General features: G+C 44.3%; 13 protein-coding genes. 10 read left to right on the forward strand and 3 right to left on the reverse strand.

Features of this window, described 5'->3' with window-relative positions; translation table 11 throughout:
* Positions 1–108 precede the first annotated feature (108 nt).
* On the forward strand, positions 109–1,095 hold the full coding sequence (locus tag ACED25_RS07830) for a glycosyl transferase family protein (RefSeq protein WP_371695033.1): 987 nt from the start codon (positions 109–111) through the stop codon (positions 1,093–1,095).
* Positions 1,096–1,333: 238 nt separating this feature from the next.
* Here the strand turns inward: ACED25_RS07830 and ACED25_RS07835 are convergent, their stop codons facing one another.
* A complete protein-coding gene (locus ACED25_RS07835; protein ID WP_012604416.1) occupies positions 1,334–1,567 on the reverse strand; it encodes a hypothetical protein in 234 nt (77 codons plus the stop codon).
* A 286-nt stretch (positions 1,568–1,853) separates the two neighbouring features.
* Between ACED25_RS07835 and ACED25_RS07840 the strand changes: the two genes are divergently transcribed.
* From ACED25_RS07840 to udp, 4 genes are all read left to right on the forward strand, one after another.
* Positions 1,854–2,270 carry a CBS domain-containing protein gene (locus ACED25_RS07840; protein WP_009847166.1) on the forward strand — a complete coding sequence of 139 codons (417 nt, stop codon included), beginning with the start codon at positions 1,854–1,856 and terminating at the stop codon, positions 2,268–2,270.
* Between the two features lie 188 nt (positions 2,271–2,458).
* Complete coding sequence (locus tag ACED25_RS07845; RefSeq protein ID WP_371695034.1) at positions 2,459–3,922, forward strand: MATE family efflux transporter; 1,464 nt, start codon at positions 2,459–2,461, stop codon at positions 3,920–3,922.
* A 171-nt stretch (positions 3,923–4,093) separates the two neighbouring features.
* Positions 4,094–6,451, forward strand: a complete 2,358-nt coding sequence (locus ACED25_RS07850) for a zinc/cadmium/mercury/lead-transporting ATPase (RefSeq protein WP_371695035.1) — start codon at positions 4,094–4,096, stop codon at positions 6,449–6,451.
* Positions 6,452–6,764: 313 nt separating this feature from the next.
* Positions 6,765–7,523, forward strand: a complete 759-nt coding sequence (udp, locus tag ACED25_RS07855) for a uridine phosphorylase (protein WP_009847163.1) — start codon at positions 6,765–6,767, stop codon at positions 7,521–7,523.
* Between the two features lie 327 nt (positions 7,524–7,850).
* Here the strand turns inward: udp and ACED25_RS07860 are convergent, their stop codons facing one another.
* Entirely contained in the window at positions 7,851–9,017 is a 1,167-nt protein-coding gene (locus ACED25_RS07860; RefSeq protein ID WP_009847162.1) for a DUF1887 family protein, read from the reverse strand.
* A 196-nt stretch (positions 9,018–9,213) separates the two neighbouring features.
* Entirely contained in the window at positions 9,214–11,205 is a 1,992-nt protein-coding gene (locus ACED25_RS07865) for a methyl-accepting chemotaxis protein (protein ID WP_371695036.1), read from the reverse strand.
* A 275-nt stretch (positions 11,206–11,480) separates the two neighbouring features.
* Between ACED25_RS07865 and hinT the strand changes: the two genes are divergently transcribed.
* From hinT to ACED25_RS07890, 5 genes are all read left to right on the forward strand, one after another.
* A complete protein-coding gene (hinT, locus tag ACED25_RS07870; protein ID WP_012604413.1) occupies positions 11,481–11,831 on the forward strand; it encodes a purine nucleoside phosphoramidase in 351 nt (116 codons plus the stop codon).
* Between the two features lie 228 nt (positions 11,832–12,059).
* A complete protein-coding gene (locus ACED25_RS07875) occupies positions 12,060–13,451 on the forward strand; it encodes a COG3014 family protein (RefSeq protein ID WP_017104113.1) in 1,392 nt (463 codons plus the stop codon).
* Positions 13,451–13,834: a YcfL family protein gene (locus tag ACED25_RS07880; protein WP_009847158.1), complete on the forward strand. Its 384-nt coding sequence runs from the start codon at positions 13,451–13,453 to the stop codon at positions 13,832–13,834. Before ACED25_RS07875 ends, ACED25_RS07880 begins: the two co-directional genes overlap by 1 nt.
* Positions 13,835–13,973: 139 nt before the next feature.
* Complete coding sequence (gene lpoB / locus ACED25_RS07885; protein ID WP_009847157.1) at positions 13,974–14,564, forward strand: penicillin-binding protein activator LpoB; 591 nt, start codon at positions 13,974–13,976, stop codon at positions 14,562–14,564.
* Between the two features lie 152 nt (positions 14,565–14,716).
* On the forward strand, positions 14,717–15,583 hold the full coding sequence (locus ACED25_RS07890; RefSeq protein ID WP_371695037.1) for a phosphotransferase: 867 nt from the start codon (positions 14,717–14,719) through the stop codon (positions 15,581–15,583).
* Position 15,584: the final 1 nt, after the last annotated feature.

A 15,584-nucleotide genomic window follows, 5' to 3' on the forward strand; every position in this document is an offset into this window, starting at 1 on the left:
TTTACTTTTAGAATACCAATCAGTGTATTGGTAATTAGCACGCTAGCACCTGAATCGCTTTGCAATGAACTGCGGGTGTCATAGAATCGAAAACGTATTCGAATTTTATTGATATCAACGGAAGAGAATAAACAATCAATGAGTAGTATTTTAGAGTGTATTCGTACAGTTGGACGAGGGGAAAGAGGTCGTAAGCCTTTGTCGTTCGAACAAGCCTACCGCATCATGGATGAGTATTTAAGCGGAGAGGTCGGTGACGACCAAATGGCTATGCTACTGATGTTGATTCGTGTGCAGAATGAAACCAATGAAGAAATCGCAGGCTTTGTAAAAGCGTTTCAATCTCGAGTGCCAGACTTAGGTGCTGATATCGATTGGCCGTGTTATGCAGGTAAGCGTAACGATAACGCCAGCGGAAAACCTTGGAACTTGTTGGCAGCAAAAATTCTAGCTGACAACGGCTATAAAGTATTAATGCATGGCTACATGGACAAACCAAGTGGTCGTACGCATGCCGAAACGCATTTAGAATGTGTCGGCGTTCGCAGCGCGCAAGATCCGCAAGACGCAAAGCAGATCCTAGAAGCCGATGGTATTGCTTACTTACCTTTAGCGAACTTCGCCCCACAAGCTCAAACGATGATTGGTTGGAAACATCGTTATGGTTTACGAACGCCTATCAACACGGTTGTTCGTGCACTAAACCCTGGCGGTGGTCGCCTAGGTTTACGTGGCAGCTTTCACCCTGGATTCCCACAGCTTCATGCAGAAGTTGAGCATGTGATTGGCAATAAATCCCACTCGGTGATTTCATTTAAAGGCATGAATGGCGAATCAGAATACAACCCCAAGGTAAGTCAAACTGTCTGGATGAGTTCTCCTGAAAAGGTGGAATCTTTCTACTGGGAAGGCACGATGAATGCTGAGCTGCCTCTACCTTCTGAATGTGTACTGGGTACACCGGAAGATGAGATGGAGCTGATGGCGAATAGTGTTGTGGATAGTATGACGGCGATTTTATTCGCAGAAACGCACGATAAGGCTGAAGCTTACTCAAAGGCAGCGCGTATGTGGGAAGCCTATTGCACTCGTTAGTAGCTACTAGCCAGTCGTTAAGAGCTAGCAAATAACGTATAGCGATTGAAATCGTGAATGAGAAGGTCAGCGAATGCTGGCCTTTTTCGTATATTTACCGTGGTCGGTATTCGCTGTTGAATTAAGTAGGCAATCATTGTCAAGGTGATTGCCTACTCATAACATGTTATTCAACGGTGTTCTGTGCTGTTGACCATGCTGCTTAAGCTTGCCGAACAAGACATGCGTTATGAGTGCGCTATTTTAGGAATAGGCCGAAGTCGATCTCTTGTTCTCTTCCGTATTTAACCAGTTTCACTTTCAAGTTGTGTTCTGCTGCAAGATCAATAGCTAAGTTAGACATGCGCTTTATCTCATTAAAACAGCTTGAGATTAGGGGCTTTTCTTGGTTGTCGACAGTAGCGATAAGTGTGTTCTCTGTACCTTCGTTGTCTGCATAAACATACGCGTACATGTTGTTGTCGTGTTGCATAAATTACCTAAGTTGAGCTTTTTATTATTAGTGTGATGAAGGTTACAGTATTTATGTATTCAGGCTAGCTTATGGGAGGAATCAAAGGTAAGAGTTTGTAAGCGGTGTTTAAATTTTTGCTTCATAGGCATGCGTGCAAGCCTTTTGTTACCTCGTTTTTTGCTTTGGTAGGTTTTGCCTATCAATAAAATTGTTGAAATCCATTTAGTAAAATCAAGATTTTAGACAACAATTAAGGTAACACGATAGAAAAATCGATAACAAAACGTATTTTAGGGAGAACGCAATGCATTCTATTAAAGTGAAAGATTACATGACGCCGCAGGTTGTGACATTCACTCCTGATATGCCGTTAAGTCTCGCGTTAGACAGAGTAATGCGCAGCCATCATATGGGTGGTCCAGTCATTGATGATAATGAACAAGTGATTGGTTTCCTTTCTGAACAAGATTTACTCGAGAAGTTAGTGAAGGTGAGCTATTTCTGCCAAGACACGCATATTGTAGGTGATTGTATGTACCAAGAAGTTCTCTCGGTATCACCTGAGTTATCCATTATTGAATTGGCAGATATGATGCAAGTTGGAAAACCCAAAGCTTATCCGGTACTCGATAACAAAAAGCTAGTGGGTATGATTACTCGAACCGATGTTTTGAGAGCAATCGGCAAGAACTTAGATGAATGCTTTAAACATCAGGTATAGTTTTAAACATCATGTATAGTGGTGTGTTAAGAACGATTATTTTTCTCAATACCCTCAATTGAAAAGGCGCACTAGCGCCTTTTTTCTTTGTAGAGCTTTTCTTGGTGGATCTTTTTTGTAGATCCCTAGTTTGTGGCTGACTAGCTTATAGAGCTTTATTTTGTGGCGTTCCAACTTTTGGAGGTTTCATGTCAAATCAAACTGCGAAGTTTGTAGAAGGTTCAACGATGCGCCACATATTGGTGATGTCGGGGGCTGGCTCTGTTGGTTTGATGGCGTTATTCGTGGTCGATTTACTCGATATGTTGTTCATCAGTATGTTGGGACAAGTCGAATTGGCCGCGGCTGTTGGTTTTGCAGGCACACTGACATTTTTCTCTACCTCCGTTTCGATCGGTACTTCTATTGCTATGGGTGCGTTGGTTTCCAAAGCTATTGGTTCAAAGAATCAAGAACACGCTCGAAACCTCGCCACGAGTATTATGCTGACTGCTTTTGTCATCAGTTTGACGATTATTGCGGTGATGTTCGCCTATATCCCAGAGCTACTTGCTGCGATTGGTGCAAAGGGGGTTGCCGCAGAGCGGGCGCAAGCTTACCTGCAGATCTTATTGCCAAGCGGGCCATTTCTAGCGCTAGCGATGGCTGCGGGTGCAGGCTTGAGAGCCGCGGGGGATGCCAAACGTTCGATGTGGGCGACCTTGTCGGGCGGCATTGTTAATGCGATTCTCGACCCTTTGTTTATTTTTGGTTTTGGTTGGAACATTGAAGGGGCGGCTATCGCTTCTGTCTTTGCTCGTTTTTCGGTGCTCTTTTTCTCGCTTTACCCTTTGATTCGCAGTCACCAGCTGGTGGCTCCCCCTTCTCTTGTACAATGGCGCATTAATATTCGACCAATATTGGCTATTGCGCTGCCTGCTATTATCACCAATACCGCAACTCCTATCGGCAATGCGATTGTAACGACGGGGATTGCACAATACGGAGAGGATTTTGTCGCGGGCTTTGCTGTGATAGGTCGTCTGACGCCGGTTTGTTTTGCGGTTATCTTTGCTTTGTCTGGCGCTGTGGGCCCTATTATTGGGCAAAATTTTGGTGCAGAACGAATGGACAGAGTAAAAGAAACACTCAACAACTCATTGTTGGTTACTACGGCGTACACCATCGCCGTTTGTATTCTCTTATACTTTGTCCAAGACTATGTGATCCAAGGCTTTAGCCTACAAGGTGATGCTGCAATTATTGTTGCCGCATTCTGTACCTATGTGGCGTTAACCTTCACCTTCAACGGCGCACTGTTTGTTGCCAACACATCTTTTAATAACTTAGGTAAACCGCTTTACTCGACAGCACTGAATCTGGGTAAAGCCACTCTCGGTACATTGCCGTTCGTTTACTTAGGCTCGCAATGGTATGGCGCATTGGGTGTGCTGTATGGGCAAGCCTTGGGCAATGTTTTGTTCGGAATACTCGGTACCCTAGTGCTTCGCTATCATATTGCCGAGCTTATGCAAGGTTCCCAAGTTGATCCTGTAGAAGACGATGTGTCGATAGTCAGCTTGAATACACAACCATTCTGTTCACATGATGCCGTTCTTATTGATGATGTATCGGCGAACAGAGAAGAGTGTAAAGAGCTCAAGTCGCAATAACAGCGACACTCCAATATAGATTAGTTGGTTTGTAAATTTCTTCTTGGTCTTGGACAATTTGTTCTTGACCTTGGAGTAGTCTCCAAGGTTTATACTTTTGTTGTACTTAAGGTTCTGTTGCTCATGAGTGAGCAATAACCTCAAGGCTTTTGAGTATTAAGGAGATACATTATGTGCGCAAAACACGCAGCGTGCCGCTCAACAAAAGTGGACGTTCAACCACAAGCGACTGGAGCAAGTTGCTCTAGCCCTAAAATTTCAAGCATTACCGCAGCAGGTACTTCATCTTCATGTTGCAGCTCTTCTGCTACTGCGTCTTCATCGTCAGGAGATGATTGTTGTGGTTCAGACAGTGGAGAAGAAGACAGTCAGTCCTCTACTCAAACTTTAAATGCCCAATTTTCTAAAAGTTGGTTGGTCTCAGGAATGGACTGCCCAGCTTGTGCTAAAAAAATAGAGAAAGCCGTTAGTAACATTGAAGGTGTTATTCAAGCCAAAGTTCTCTTTGCCACCGAAAAGCTAGTTGTGAAATTCGACAATGAAAGTCTTGCCGACACCATTGAACAGGTCTCTATCAAAACGGGCTTCCCTCTTTCGGAAGTTGGTTCTAAAAAAGAAAAACAGCACCCCGAGACTTTTTGGCAAGCTCATATCCAACCTAATTTACAAATTATAGCGATTGCAGCCGCAATGCTCTTCGCAGTACTGTTGAAAAGTACTTCTCCTCAACTAAGTGAAGGTTTGTTTACCGTAACCTGTTTGCTTGGTTTGTATCCAGTGGCCAAGAAAGCAGTTCAGTTGGCACGTTCAGGTACGCCGTTTGCAATCGAAACCTTAATGAGTGTTGCCGCGCTCGGTGCTTTATACCTTGGCGAAACCGCTGAAGCTGCGATGGTTCTGTTACTGTTTTTGATTGGTGAGCGTCTAGAGGCATTTGCTTCATCAAGAGCAAGAAGTGGTGTTCAAGCCTTAATGGCATTGGTGCCAGAAAATGCCACTAAGATTATCAACGGCGACCGTGTTGACGTTGCAGTAAGTGAACTTGCTCCTGGTGACGTGATTGAAGTGGCGGCGGGTTCTCGTTTACCTGCTGATGGTCAACTTATTACCGACGCTGCGAGCTTTGATGAAAGTGCGCTAACGGGTGAGTCTGTTCCTGTCGAACATATAGCAGGCAACAGCATCATGGCTGGTGCTGTGGTGGTCGATAAAGTCGTTCGCATCACCATCACGTCAAAACAGGGTGAGAATGCGATCGACCGTATTCTTCACTTGATTGAAGAAGCAGAATCTCGTAAAGCACCGCTTGAACGTTTCCTCGATAAGTTTAGCCGCTGGTATACACCGTTAATGATGTTGGTGGCTCTGTTGGTCATCATCACCCCACCATTGCTGTTCGCGCAGCCTTGGGAAACCTGGGTTTACCGAGGTCTAGCTCTATTGTTGATTGCTTGTCCGTGTGCGTTGGTTATCTCGACACCTGCTGCAATTACTTCTGGTTTAGCAGCAGCGGCGAAACGTGGCGCATTAATTAAAGGCGGCGCGGCACTAGAGCAGTTAGGGAAAATTCAAACGATTGCCTTTGATAAGACAGGTACGCTGACTGAAGGTAAGCCTCAGGTTACGGATATTCAACCTCTATCAGGTTGGAAACAAGACGCGATGCTTCGTGTAGTTGGGGCGATTGAAGTTGGTTCGACTCATCCTTTGGCGCAATCGCTTGTCGCTAAAGTTAAAGAGCTGAATGTTGAGATCCCTGAGTCACACAACAAGAAAGCGCTCATTGGTAGCGGTGTTGAAGGCGATGTCGATGGTGTTAAGTATCAGGTTTTATCACCGTCTAAAGTCACGTTTGCTCTTGGACCCGATGTGGTTTCTCAGGTAGAAGCATTGGAAGGCGAGGGCAAGACGGTTGTGGTTGCTCTTGAGCTTAAAGATCTAGAAGAGTCAACAGAACAAGCTACGACTGTGATTGGTTTGATTGCTTGGCAAGATACGTTACGTAGTGACGCTAAGCTTGCGATTGAACGACTTAATGACTTGGGTATTCAATCAATCATGCTTACTGGTGATAACCCGCGCAGTGCGGCCGCGATCAGCAGCAAAATTGGTATGCAATATAAAGCGAGCCTGCTTCCAAGTGACAAGGTGTCTTATGTTGAAGAGTTATCTCAACAGTCACACGTTGCTATGGTCGGTGATGGCATCAACGATGCGCCAGCAATGAAAACGGCGAATGTAGGTATTGCTATGGGGGGAGGTACTGATGTTGCGCTTGAAACGGCAGATTCAGCACTGACTCACAACCGTTTAACTGAGCTGCCCGCGATGATTGAATTGTCGCAAGCGACTATGAATAACATTCGTCAAAACGTAGCACTAGCGCTCGGTTTGAAAGGTGTGTTCTTGGTGACCAGTTTGCTTGGTATTACCGGGCTTTGGGTTGCCGTTCTTGCAGATAGTGGCGCGACAGCACTGGTGACACTGAACGCACTACGCCTGCTTCGATTCAAGTCTAAATCGGATTAAGTTCAGCTCTCAGACATAGACGCTCTTAATTTTAAAAGCGTCTTATATAAAAAGCATCTCGCATAAAAGCGCCTTTAGCGGTCATACGTTAAAGGCGCTTTTTGTCTCATTAGTATGCAACGCAGCCGTTCGGATTGCTTATTTTTGTGATGCCAATCGGTTTTTCGTGAAACCTGAAATGTTGTTGCGATCATTGGTGTGATGTTCGTCACTTCATTTCATTATGAGCTTGGTTAGAGTGTGTTCGTACCCCACGAATTTACTATGAGCTTAAATAAGGGTAAAAAGCCCAATAAGCCAAAAGGAGCGAACTATGTCTCAAGCTGTTTTCCACTTAGGTGTTACTGAAGCAGATCTTAACGGTGCTACTCTTGCGATCATTCCTGGTGATCCTGCTCGTGTGCAAAAAATTGCAGAAGAGATGGAGAATCCCGTATTTCTTGCGAGTCACCGTGAATACACGCTTTACCGCGCAGAGCTAGACGGTAAGCCAGTTGTTGTATGTTCAACAGGTATCGGCGGCCCATCTACTTCTATCGCAGTTGAAGAGCTTGCTCAGCTTGGCGTTCGTACTTTCCTACGTGTTGGGACTACTGGTGCGATTCAACCTCACGTAAACGTGGGTGACATGATTGTTTCTACGGGTTCTGTTCGTCTAGACGGCGCTAGCCTGCACTTCGCTCCTATGGAGTTTCCAGCAGTTGCTGACTTCGAAGTTGCTACAGCAATGAAAGCAGCAGTTGAAGAATCAGGCGCAGCAGTTCACATGGGCGTAACCGCTTCAAGTGACACTTTCTACCCAGGTCAAGAGCGTTACGACACGTTCTCTGGTCGCGTGGTTAAGCGTTTCCAAGGTTCTATGCAAGAATGGCAAGACATGGGTGTTCTTAACTTCGAAATGGAATCTGCAACGCTACTAACAATGTGTGCAAGTTCTGGTTTGAAAGCAGGTTGTGTTGCTGGTGTGATCATCAACCGTACTCAAAAAGAGATACCTGATCACGAGACACTAAAAGTAACGGAAGCGCGCTCAATCAAAGTGGTTGTAGAAGCTGCTCGTAAAATGCTTTAAGTTTTCAAGTGCTTTAAGTCTTAAAACGACTTCAAATTTTGAAAATGGCCACATCGAATGATGTGGCCATTTTTTTGCGTGTTTACAAGTCCTTTGAGCTTTTTACCTTACGAGCTTTAGACTTTGCAAACGCAGACCTTGTGAGCTCTAAACCTTGTGAACATCTAGATGCTGTAAAGTTTAGACCTTGTCAATACGGGCGGGGTAGTGGATATAAGTCATTTACTACGATTGGCATAATCGTTACGGGTACAAAAAAGGCGAGTGACTTAAGCGGTCATTCGCCTTTTTGTTTTTTGAGAATTCGATATGTTCGAGTTTCTTAAATTAGCACTCTAAATCTTCATCACCACCGGCAGCGGTAAACCATGCCGCGAGATGTGTTTTAAGATCTTTTAATTCGTCAGGGCCAATCAATGCTAGGCCAAGATCTTCTGCTCGTGTGATGTCATTATGACGAAGAGGGCGGAAGCTCACCAACATTGCACGGGCCTGTAGGCCACCTAGCAGGTCTCTGAGCGATTCCAGCTTGTACAAGGTATCATCGCCATCATCTCGCATACCTTTGGTCTTACACTCGATGATGTGCAGCTTATTGTTCACTACAGAAGCAACATCAAGCTCATTACGAACTTCGCGCTCACCGAGCTGACGATAAACCTGAACATTCAAAGAGCGATCTTGAATGGTCGGCATGTCATCTTGGATCTGCTTAACGGTGCTATGAACCAATGTTTCAAGCCATTCGCCGTTTGAGAAGCGTCGCGCGTCTTCATTGGCAAACGTCAAAATACCATTGTCATAAGTGGCAATCTTAGCTTCAACCAAATCGCTCAACAGCATGTTCAGCTCGCGATAACCTTGTTGCTTCTCAGACAAGCCCACATCAAGCCTCTGTTCTTTACGGCAGGTTGTTGCAAGGTAGTTCAATGTAGCAAGACCTGGGCCTAATTCTAATGCGTTACTTGCCCAACGCTCACCCAGTTCATACAGTTTTTGGTCAAGTTGCGGAGACAGTTGTACATCGCTGAATTCACCACGAGCACCGAATACCGTTAAGTAGTCATCGATAGTGATGCGGTCTTGAACTTGTGCGTCTTCTTTACCATTCGGGTAAAGCCAGCACAGTTTGTCACTGTTTGGTTCAACAACAAAGATTGGCCAGTGGTAAGTACGAAATACTTCGTAGACAGACAGTAGGCGGTGACGAAGGCCACAACTTGCGTTGAGCTTCACTTCTTGTCCCCGAGCTTTTAAGTCTTCAGCAAGGTTTTGGATCGATTCTTTAATTGCAGAAGTGTTTACGATAGTTGGAATCTCGAAAAATTCACTCGTAATATCACGCTTCTGCAAAACGCTGTCTAAGCGTTGATAGATACTGATTTGATTTTTGTCACCGATGAACACGATGTGAGTGCTGATCGTTCGGTTGTCGAGTAGTGGGGTGATCAACCGAATGGGGTCTTGATCGATAATGCCAACATGAACAGCCATATAAATTCCTTAATAGCGGCTCGCTCATAAAGGTGAAAGAAAAACGGGAAGCAGCAAGCCTTTATAATCATATAATGACAAAGCTCATAAAAAACAAGGGCAACCCTTGATAAAAGTTGCCCTTGTTCAATTAGTTATCACTATTGGGTGAGATATCCCAACATTTCAGGTGAATATCTATTGGTTCTTCGTTTACTTATAGCTTGAATTGATGAACTAAATCGCCTTGCTGGTTTGCCAGAATTGTTAGGTTTTGGCTTGCCTCTGCAATTGATGACATCGCTTGATAACTCTTATCAGCAATCTGGTTGATGTCTTCAATGTTACGCGCGATATCACCCGAAGTTTCACTCTGCTCAGCCGCGGCTTGAGAAATGTGCGTACTCATTCGACTGATTTCTAGAATCAATGCCTGAATTTCTTCCATAGCACTATTAGCACTTGAAGCTTGTTCAACCGACATGTCCATATCGCTCATGCAGCTTTCAATCACATTGCTTGCTGTTTTAGAACTTGATTGCAGGTTGCTGATCATGGTCTCGATTTCAGAGGTTGATTGAGTGGTCTTCTGCGCTAGCACTCGGACTTCATCGGCAACGACTGCAAATCCACGGCCTTGTTCACCTGCACGCGCGGCTTCGATTGCTGCGTTGAGTGCAAGTAGGTTGGTTTGATCTGCAATACCACGAATAACATCGAGGATAGAGCCAATCTGGCTACTCATTTGTTGTAGCTCGCCTACAGCACCCACGGATTCAGTCAGGCGCACCTCAAGTTGATTAATGGTACTGATGTTGGTGTTCATGACCTGACGACCTGATTCAGAAGCCGATTCTACTTGTTGAACCATAGTTAATGAGCTTTGTGCGCTGTTTGCTACTTCTTGTACAGAGTGAGACATTTGTGTCATTGCCGTTGCGACAGTTGCTGTTTGTTCACGCTGGCTGTTCAATTGAGCCTGTGTCTCAGAAGAGGTTTTTTGGTTTACGCTTGCAGTATTGGTTAGGTCATCTGAAGCGTCATTCAGTTTCACCAGAATATTGTGCAGGTTGTCGGCTAAGGTATTGATGTGACGGCTTACTCGGCTGAATTCGTTGTCGTATCGAATATCGATACGCTGAGTCATATCTCCTTCAGTCAGGCCTTCTAATGTACCGAGGATGCGCGTTAGTGGCTCTCTTACACTATGTGCAATGTGGTAACCAATTGCTGCAGCGAATACGGTGACAACAATGCCAATTGCAATCGCTTTGAATAGACCTTTGTCGTAGATGCTGCTCGCATCTGCTAATGATGAGTTGAGTTGCTCTTCCGCTGTGACGTTGAAAGAATCCAGTACCGCCATTGCTCGGTCGACCTCAACGGCTAGATTAGCAATGTTGATGTACAAGGCTTCTTTCGCTTTAAGATAATTATTATGCTTATCTAAAACACCGCCTTTTTGTCCCACGTCTTTGGTGAAGTTTTTAACCGATTCATCGAAAACATTTTTTATCGCAGGCAATTGTGTCGCTAAGCCACGGTACGCGTAGTTTAGGTGGGTAACGGCCTTTTTGTTTTGGTTGACGGCTTTTTGTACGAAGGCAACATCAGAACTTGCTAGTGCATCAGAGGTAATCACCTCGGCGTCTTGTAGTTTAATAAAGTAGCTCTTTGCCATCACTTTTACAGAGATGCTTTTTTGGTCGGCAACGTACTCTTTCATGCCAACGGTCAATTCTGAATGTAAGCGTTGGAAATCACGTGATGCTTTTTGTACTTGCTCTTGCGCCTCAAACATAGCTATGTAGTTGTTCATCGCTTCATCTGCTTCGGTGAAGTAACGTTCTTCCATTGCTCTTAATTGCGTGATGCGCTCAGTGAGTGAGATATTGTCTTGGCTTGCTGTTTCTAGGCTACCTAGAACTTCAGAAAAAGCGTTTTGTGATGCAGCAAACTCAGTACGCATTGCAGACATACGCTCAGAATTTTGTGTGGTTAAGAAGTCTTTAAATGACTTGTCAGCGGAAAGTAATTGGACACTTGTTTGGTTTGAAAGCGCAACCAGCGGCAATGAGACTTTTGAGACGCTCTCAAAATTGCTATGTATCTGATTCATGCTGCTCATCATGATGGTTATCGTGACTGCGAACATGATGATGATCAGTGCGAAACCAGCGTACATACGCTTGATCACAGATCCCTTCATGACTTTCTCCCTAAATAAATGTGGACCTAATACCAGGTCAAAACAAAACTAACAAAATTATCAGGATTCTATTGAGCTCGGCTTACGCATTTTATGACGCACACGTCAAAAATAGCCCTTTGTCCTAGCCAATATGCCGTTCTTGAGAGATAAGGCGTGTTTTTTTTGATTTGAACGGTGTTTTTTATTATGCTTTAAAGCAGGTTTATTGTGGTTTGATGCGGCATAGCGCATACTCAAAGCATTAAAAAATAAATGTTTTATCGGAGAGACACATGGCTGAAGAAACCATTTTTAGTAAGATCATCAATAAAGAAATTCCAGCTGATTTGCTATACCAAGACGATTTAGTAACCGCATTTCGCGATATTAACCCTCGTGCTCCTAGTCATATTCTAATTATTCCTAACAAGCTGATTCCAACAACGAATGATGTTGAAACGGAAGATGAAGCAATGATGGGACGTATGTTTACTGTTGCTCGTAAGTTAGCAAAAGAAGAAGGCATTGCAGAAGATGGCTATCGTCTTATTGTGAACTGCAATTCTCACGGTGGCCAAGAGGTTTACCATATTCACATGCATTTGGTTGGTGGCCGCCCGCTTGGTCCGCTTTTAATGAGTTAATTAAAAGGCTAATAAGCTAACGAAACAGTTAATGATCTCGTTAATACAAGTTAATGGTTAATTAACATAAACAGCGAGTTGGAAAATTTGTTGTTTGTATGCCAACTTTTAGTTTTATCTGTTGTCTGAATATCGGCATCGATTAGGTTGAGCCTAAAAAGCAAGGTATCCACTTGCTTAAGATCCTTTTAACAAAGTTGGCATTTTAAACATGCACGGAGACGATAAGTGAAGCACCAGTTTAGATTCGCTTCCATTGCCCTGTTATCGGCGTTGACAGCGGGTTGTGCGAATATGTCGGCAGGGAGCCTGTTCAGTCATTACAGCGCGCAAAACAAAGAAATTTACCAAGCAGTCAAGTCTGGGGATTATTCAACGGCTCAACAAGAGTTACCAGATTACGTAGCAGGTGACATTCTTGATAACTTTGAAAAAGGTAGAATTAATCTACTTGATCAAAAATATCCTGAGAGTAAGTCGTCGCTCGAACTGGCCGATCAGGCAGTAAAAGATCAGCAAAGTAAAGCGGTGATCTCTGTATCAGACAGTGCAACCAGTGTCGGCGCGTTGGCTGTGAATGACAATATTACCGAGTATGTGCCAGCCGATTATGAGTTGGGCTTTCTGCATTTATATCTTGGTTTGAATTATTTAAAGAAAAATGACTTAGAAGGTGCGGTGATCGAAATGCGTCGCGCTAACCAAGTTCAGGAACAAGCCAAGAAACAACGTGAAGCTGAGTTAGAAAGTGCTGCTAGCGACGCAAAATCTCAAGGATTGTCTGCCAACGTGGGTAGTATTCTTGCGAATTATCCTGATGCGGGTAAAAAGCTGCAATCTGTGCAAAATGCGTATTTGATGTTTTTGTCTGGCCTGCTTTACGAAGCATCTAACGATCTGAACAGCGCTTATGTGGACTATCGACGTGCTTTGGCCATCATGCCTGAGAACCAAGAAATCATCGATAGAACCATGGCAACAGCTGCTCGCTTAGGCATGCGACAAGATTTAGCAACACTGAAAAAGCGCTACAAACAGTCATCTAAGTTAGGGGCAAGCGAAGGGCGAGTAATTGTGCTTCAAGAACAAAGTGCAGTTCAAGCGATGGACAGTTGGCGATTAGATTTACCTATTTATGACAGTCGCGATCAGGGCGCAATATACTCTCTGGCGCTGCCATATTACCCGCGCCAAAACGTAGAACGTTTTTCTGCGCTACGAATCAGCGGGCAACCGTTGTCTGAGCATTTGATTACGGATGTGAATGCGATGGCGCAGAATGATTTATCTGAACGTATGACGAGCATTGTTATTCGCCAAGCGTTACGTGTGGTCGCGAAAGACCGCATCCGTAAAGAAGCAACTCAAGGTAACGATGTCGGTAACATTTTGTTCAATGTCTGGAATGCATTCACGGAACAACCAGACACTCGAAGCTGGCAATCTTTACCTGCGGAAATAAAGACCAGCACGTTTGTAGCAAACAGTGGTCAATATACGTTAGAAGCGGGCACTAAAACGTATGACTTTGATATTCGAGAAGGGCAGACCACTTTGGTGTGGATTTCTCGACAAGGAAACAATGCAACAATGTGGCATAAACAGCTAGGGAGGCTGTAATGAAAAAGTGGTTAGTGAGCTTAGCAGCGGTTATGGCTCTGGCTGGTTGTGCTGATAATACAGCTGGCGTAAGGGTAGATAGTCAAACTCAGAACGTTTTCTTTGGTGATAAGGTATTGGGTAGCCGCTTACAGGTTGAAGATATCCGAACTGACCTCGTCGACGGTCATACGCGAGGAATCGTGCGTTTAAACAGTAACTATAAAGGCGATCAACATATCCTTTATCGCTTTTACTGGTACGACGATGCTGGTCTTGAGGTCAACCTAAAGCAAGGCCCTTGGAAGCAAGCGATTGTTCGTGGCTTTGAAAGTATTTCGTTGTCGGAAGTGTCGGTAAATCCGAAAGCGACTCAGTTCAGAGTTCAGTTCAGAGAGCAGTAAACTTTCGTTTGGAACCGCTCATATTTAGAGTGGTTCCAAGCTTTATAGCAAAGACGAGATAGAACGGGTCTAAGGATTCGAAAATACAAAAATTTAAGAGAGTGGGTAACCCCACTTAGTGATTAGTTAAGGAAACAAAATGAAAAAGAGTGTCATTGCGCTACTAGGTTTAGCGGTTATTTTAGGCGGTTGTTCAAACAAGGTAAGCTACGGTGATGCACAATCAGTAGAAACCACGACAATCGATTTCGGTTCAACTGACCTTCAAACGATTGCGGGCGAAATGGTCGATAGCATGATGGCGTCTGGTTCTGTGTCTTATATTACTCGTGAGCAACGTCCAATCGTGTTCGTAGAGCGAATCAAGAACAAAACAAGTGAGCACATCGATACTGAGTCAATCACTGATACCATCAGTACTAAAATGCTGAACTCTGGTAAGTTCCGTTTCGTTGATATGGACCGTGTAGAGTCTGTTCGTGAACAATTGAATTTCCAAAATAACGATGAGCTTGTAAATCAAAGCTCAGCAATCCAATTTGGTAAAATGGTTGGTGCTCAGTACATGTTGTACGGCAACCTATCAAGCATCGTTAAGAAAGCGGGCAGCGACGAAGACGTATACTACAAAATGACCATGCGCCTAATGGATCTTGAGTCTGGCTTGATTGAATGGGCTGACGAGACTGAAATCCGTAAGCAACAATCTAAGAGCTTGCTGGGCTTTTAATTAAGTTTACTTGGCTTAGTCATGCCTCAACGCAGTACATGTTATTTGCTGTGATTGGTATTAATGAAGAGGCACTGGCTTTTGGTCAGTGCCTTTTTTGTAGGGAAATTAAGACGTTTATAGGGCAGTTAAGACGTTTATAGGGAGTAAATATGGCGATTTTTTCTTGGTCTGAAGCAAAGCTTCTTGATACCAGTTTGAGTTCTCTTGATGGCTACTTTTCTGAGCCTCCAATCAGAGCACAGACACTGACAGGTGGGTTGACTAATCGATGTTGGAAATTGGTTTTAGCCGATGGCACCGCGTATGTTTGGCGTCCAATTACCCTCATCACCAAAGCGTTCTTCATCTCTCGCCATGAAGAGTATCAAGTACTGTCTGCTATTGAGCGCCTAGATATCGGCCCAAGTCCGATAGTGGTCAATGAGCAAGGCTTATTGGTTGAATGGATCGCGGGTGAGACGTTGTACGAAGGACTCGAGCCGGATGATTTACTGAAGACGCTGATCTCGGTGCATTTGGTTAATACTGCGCGACTGCCGCTCCAACCGTTCAGTTATACGGCTCGAGTTGACCATTACTGGCTTCAGCTTGATGCGGTTCATAAGACTGAAACCTGCACTAAGATTTATCAAGAGTGGCGCGTGGCTCCAAGTATCCCAAGTGTAGGCCTGTCTTTGTGTCATTTTGATCTTGGTGGCTATAACCTTGTGAAGAATCAAGATGGGATTAAGATCATTGACTGGGAATACGCAGCGCTAGCAGACCCAAGGCTTGATCTTACGCTGACTATTGCTGTTGCCCGATTACCAGTTACAGAAGCTGTTAATAAGTACTGTCAGCTAAGAGGTATCCATGATCCCCAATCTTGGCTTGACGGAGTAGAAGCCTGGTTACCAAGAAGCCAAATGATGGCAATGCTGTGGTACTTACTTGCTCATCAGCTATGGGGCGATGACAGTTATCTGCGTGAAGCAGAGGCTCTTAGTCACACTTTATGTAGCTATGATCACGTTTAGG

The sequence above is a fragment of the Vibrio sp. 1F263 genome (genome assembly GCF_041439035.1).
GTDB lineage: Bacteria > Pseudomonadota > Gammaproteobacteria > Enterobacterales > Vibrionaceae > Vibrio > Vibrio tasmaniensis_A.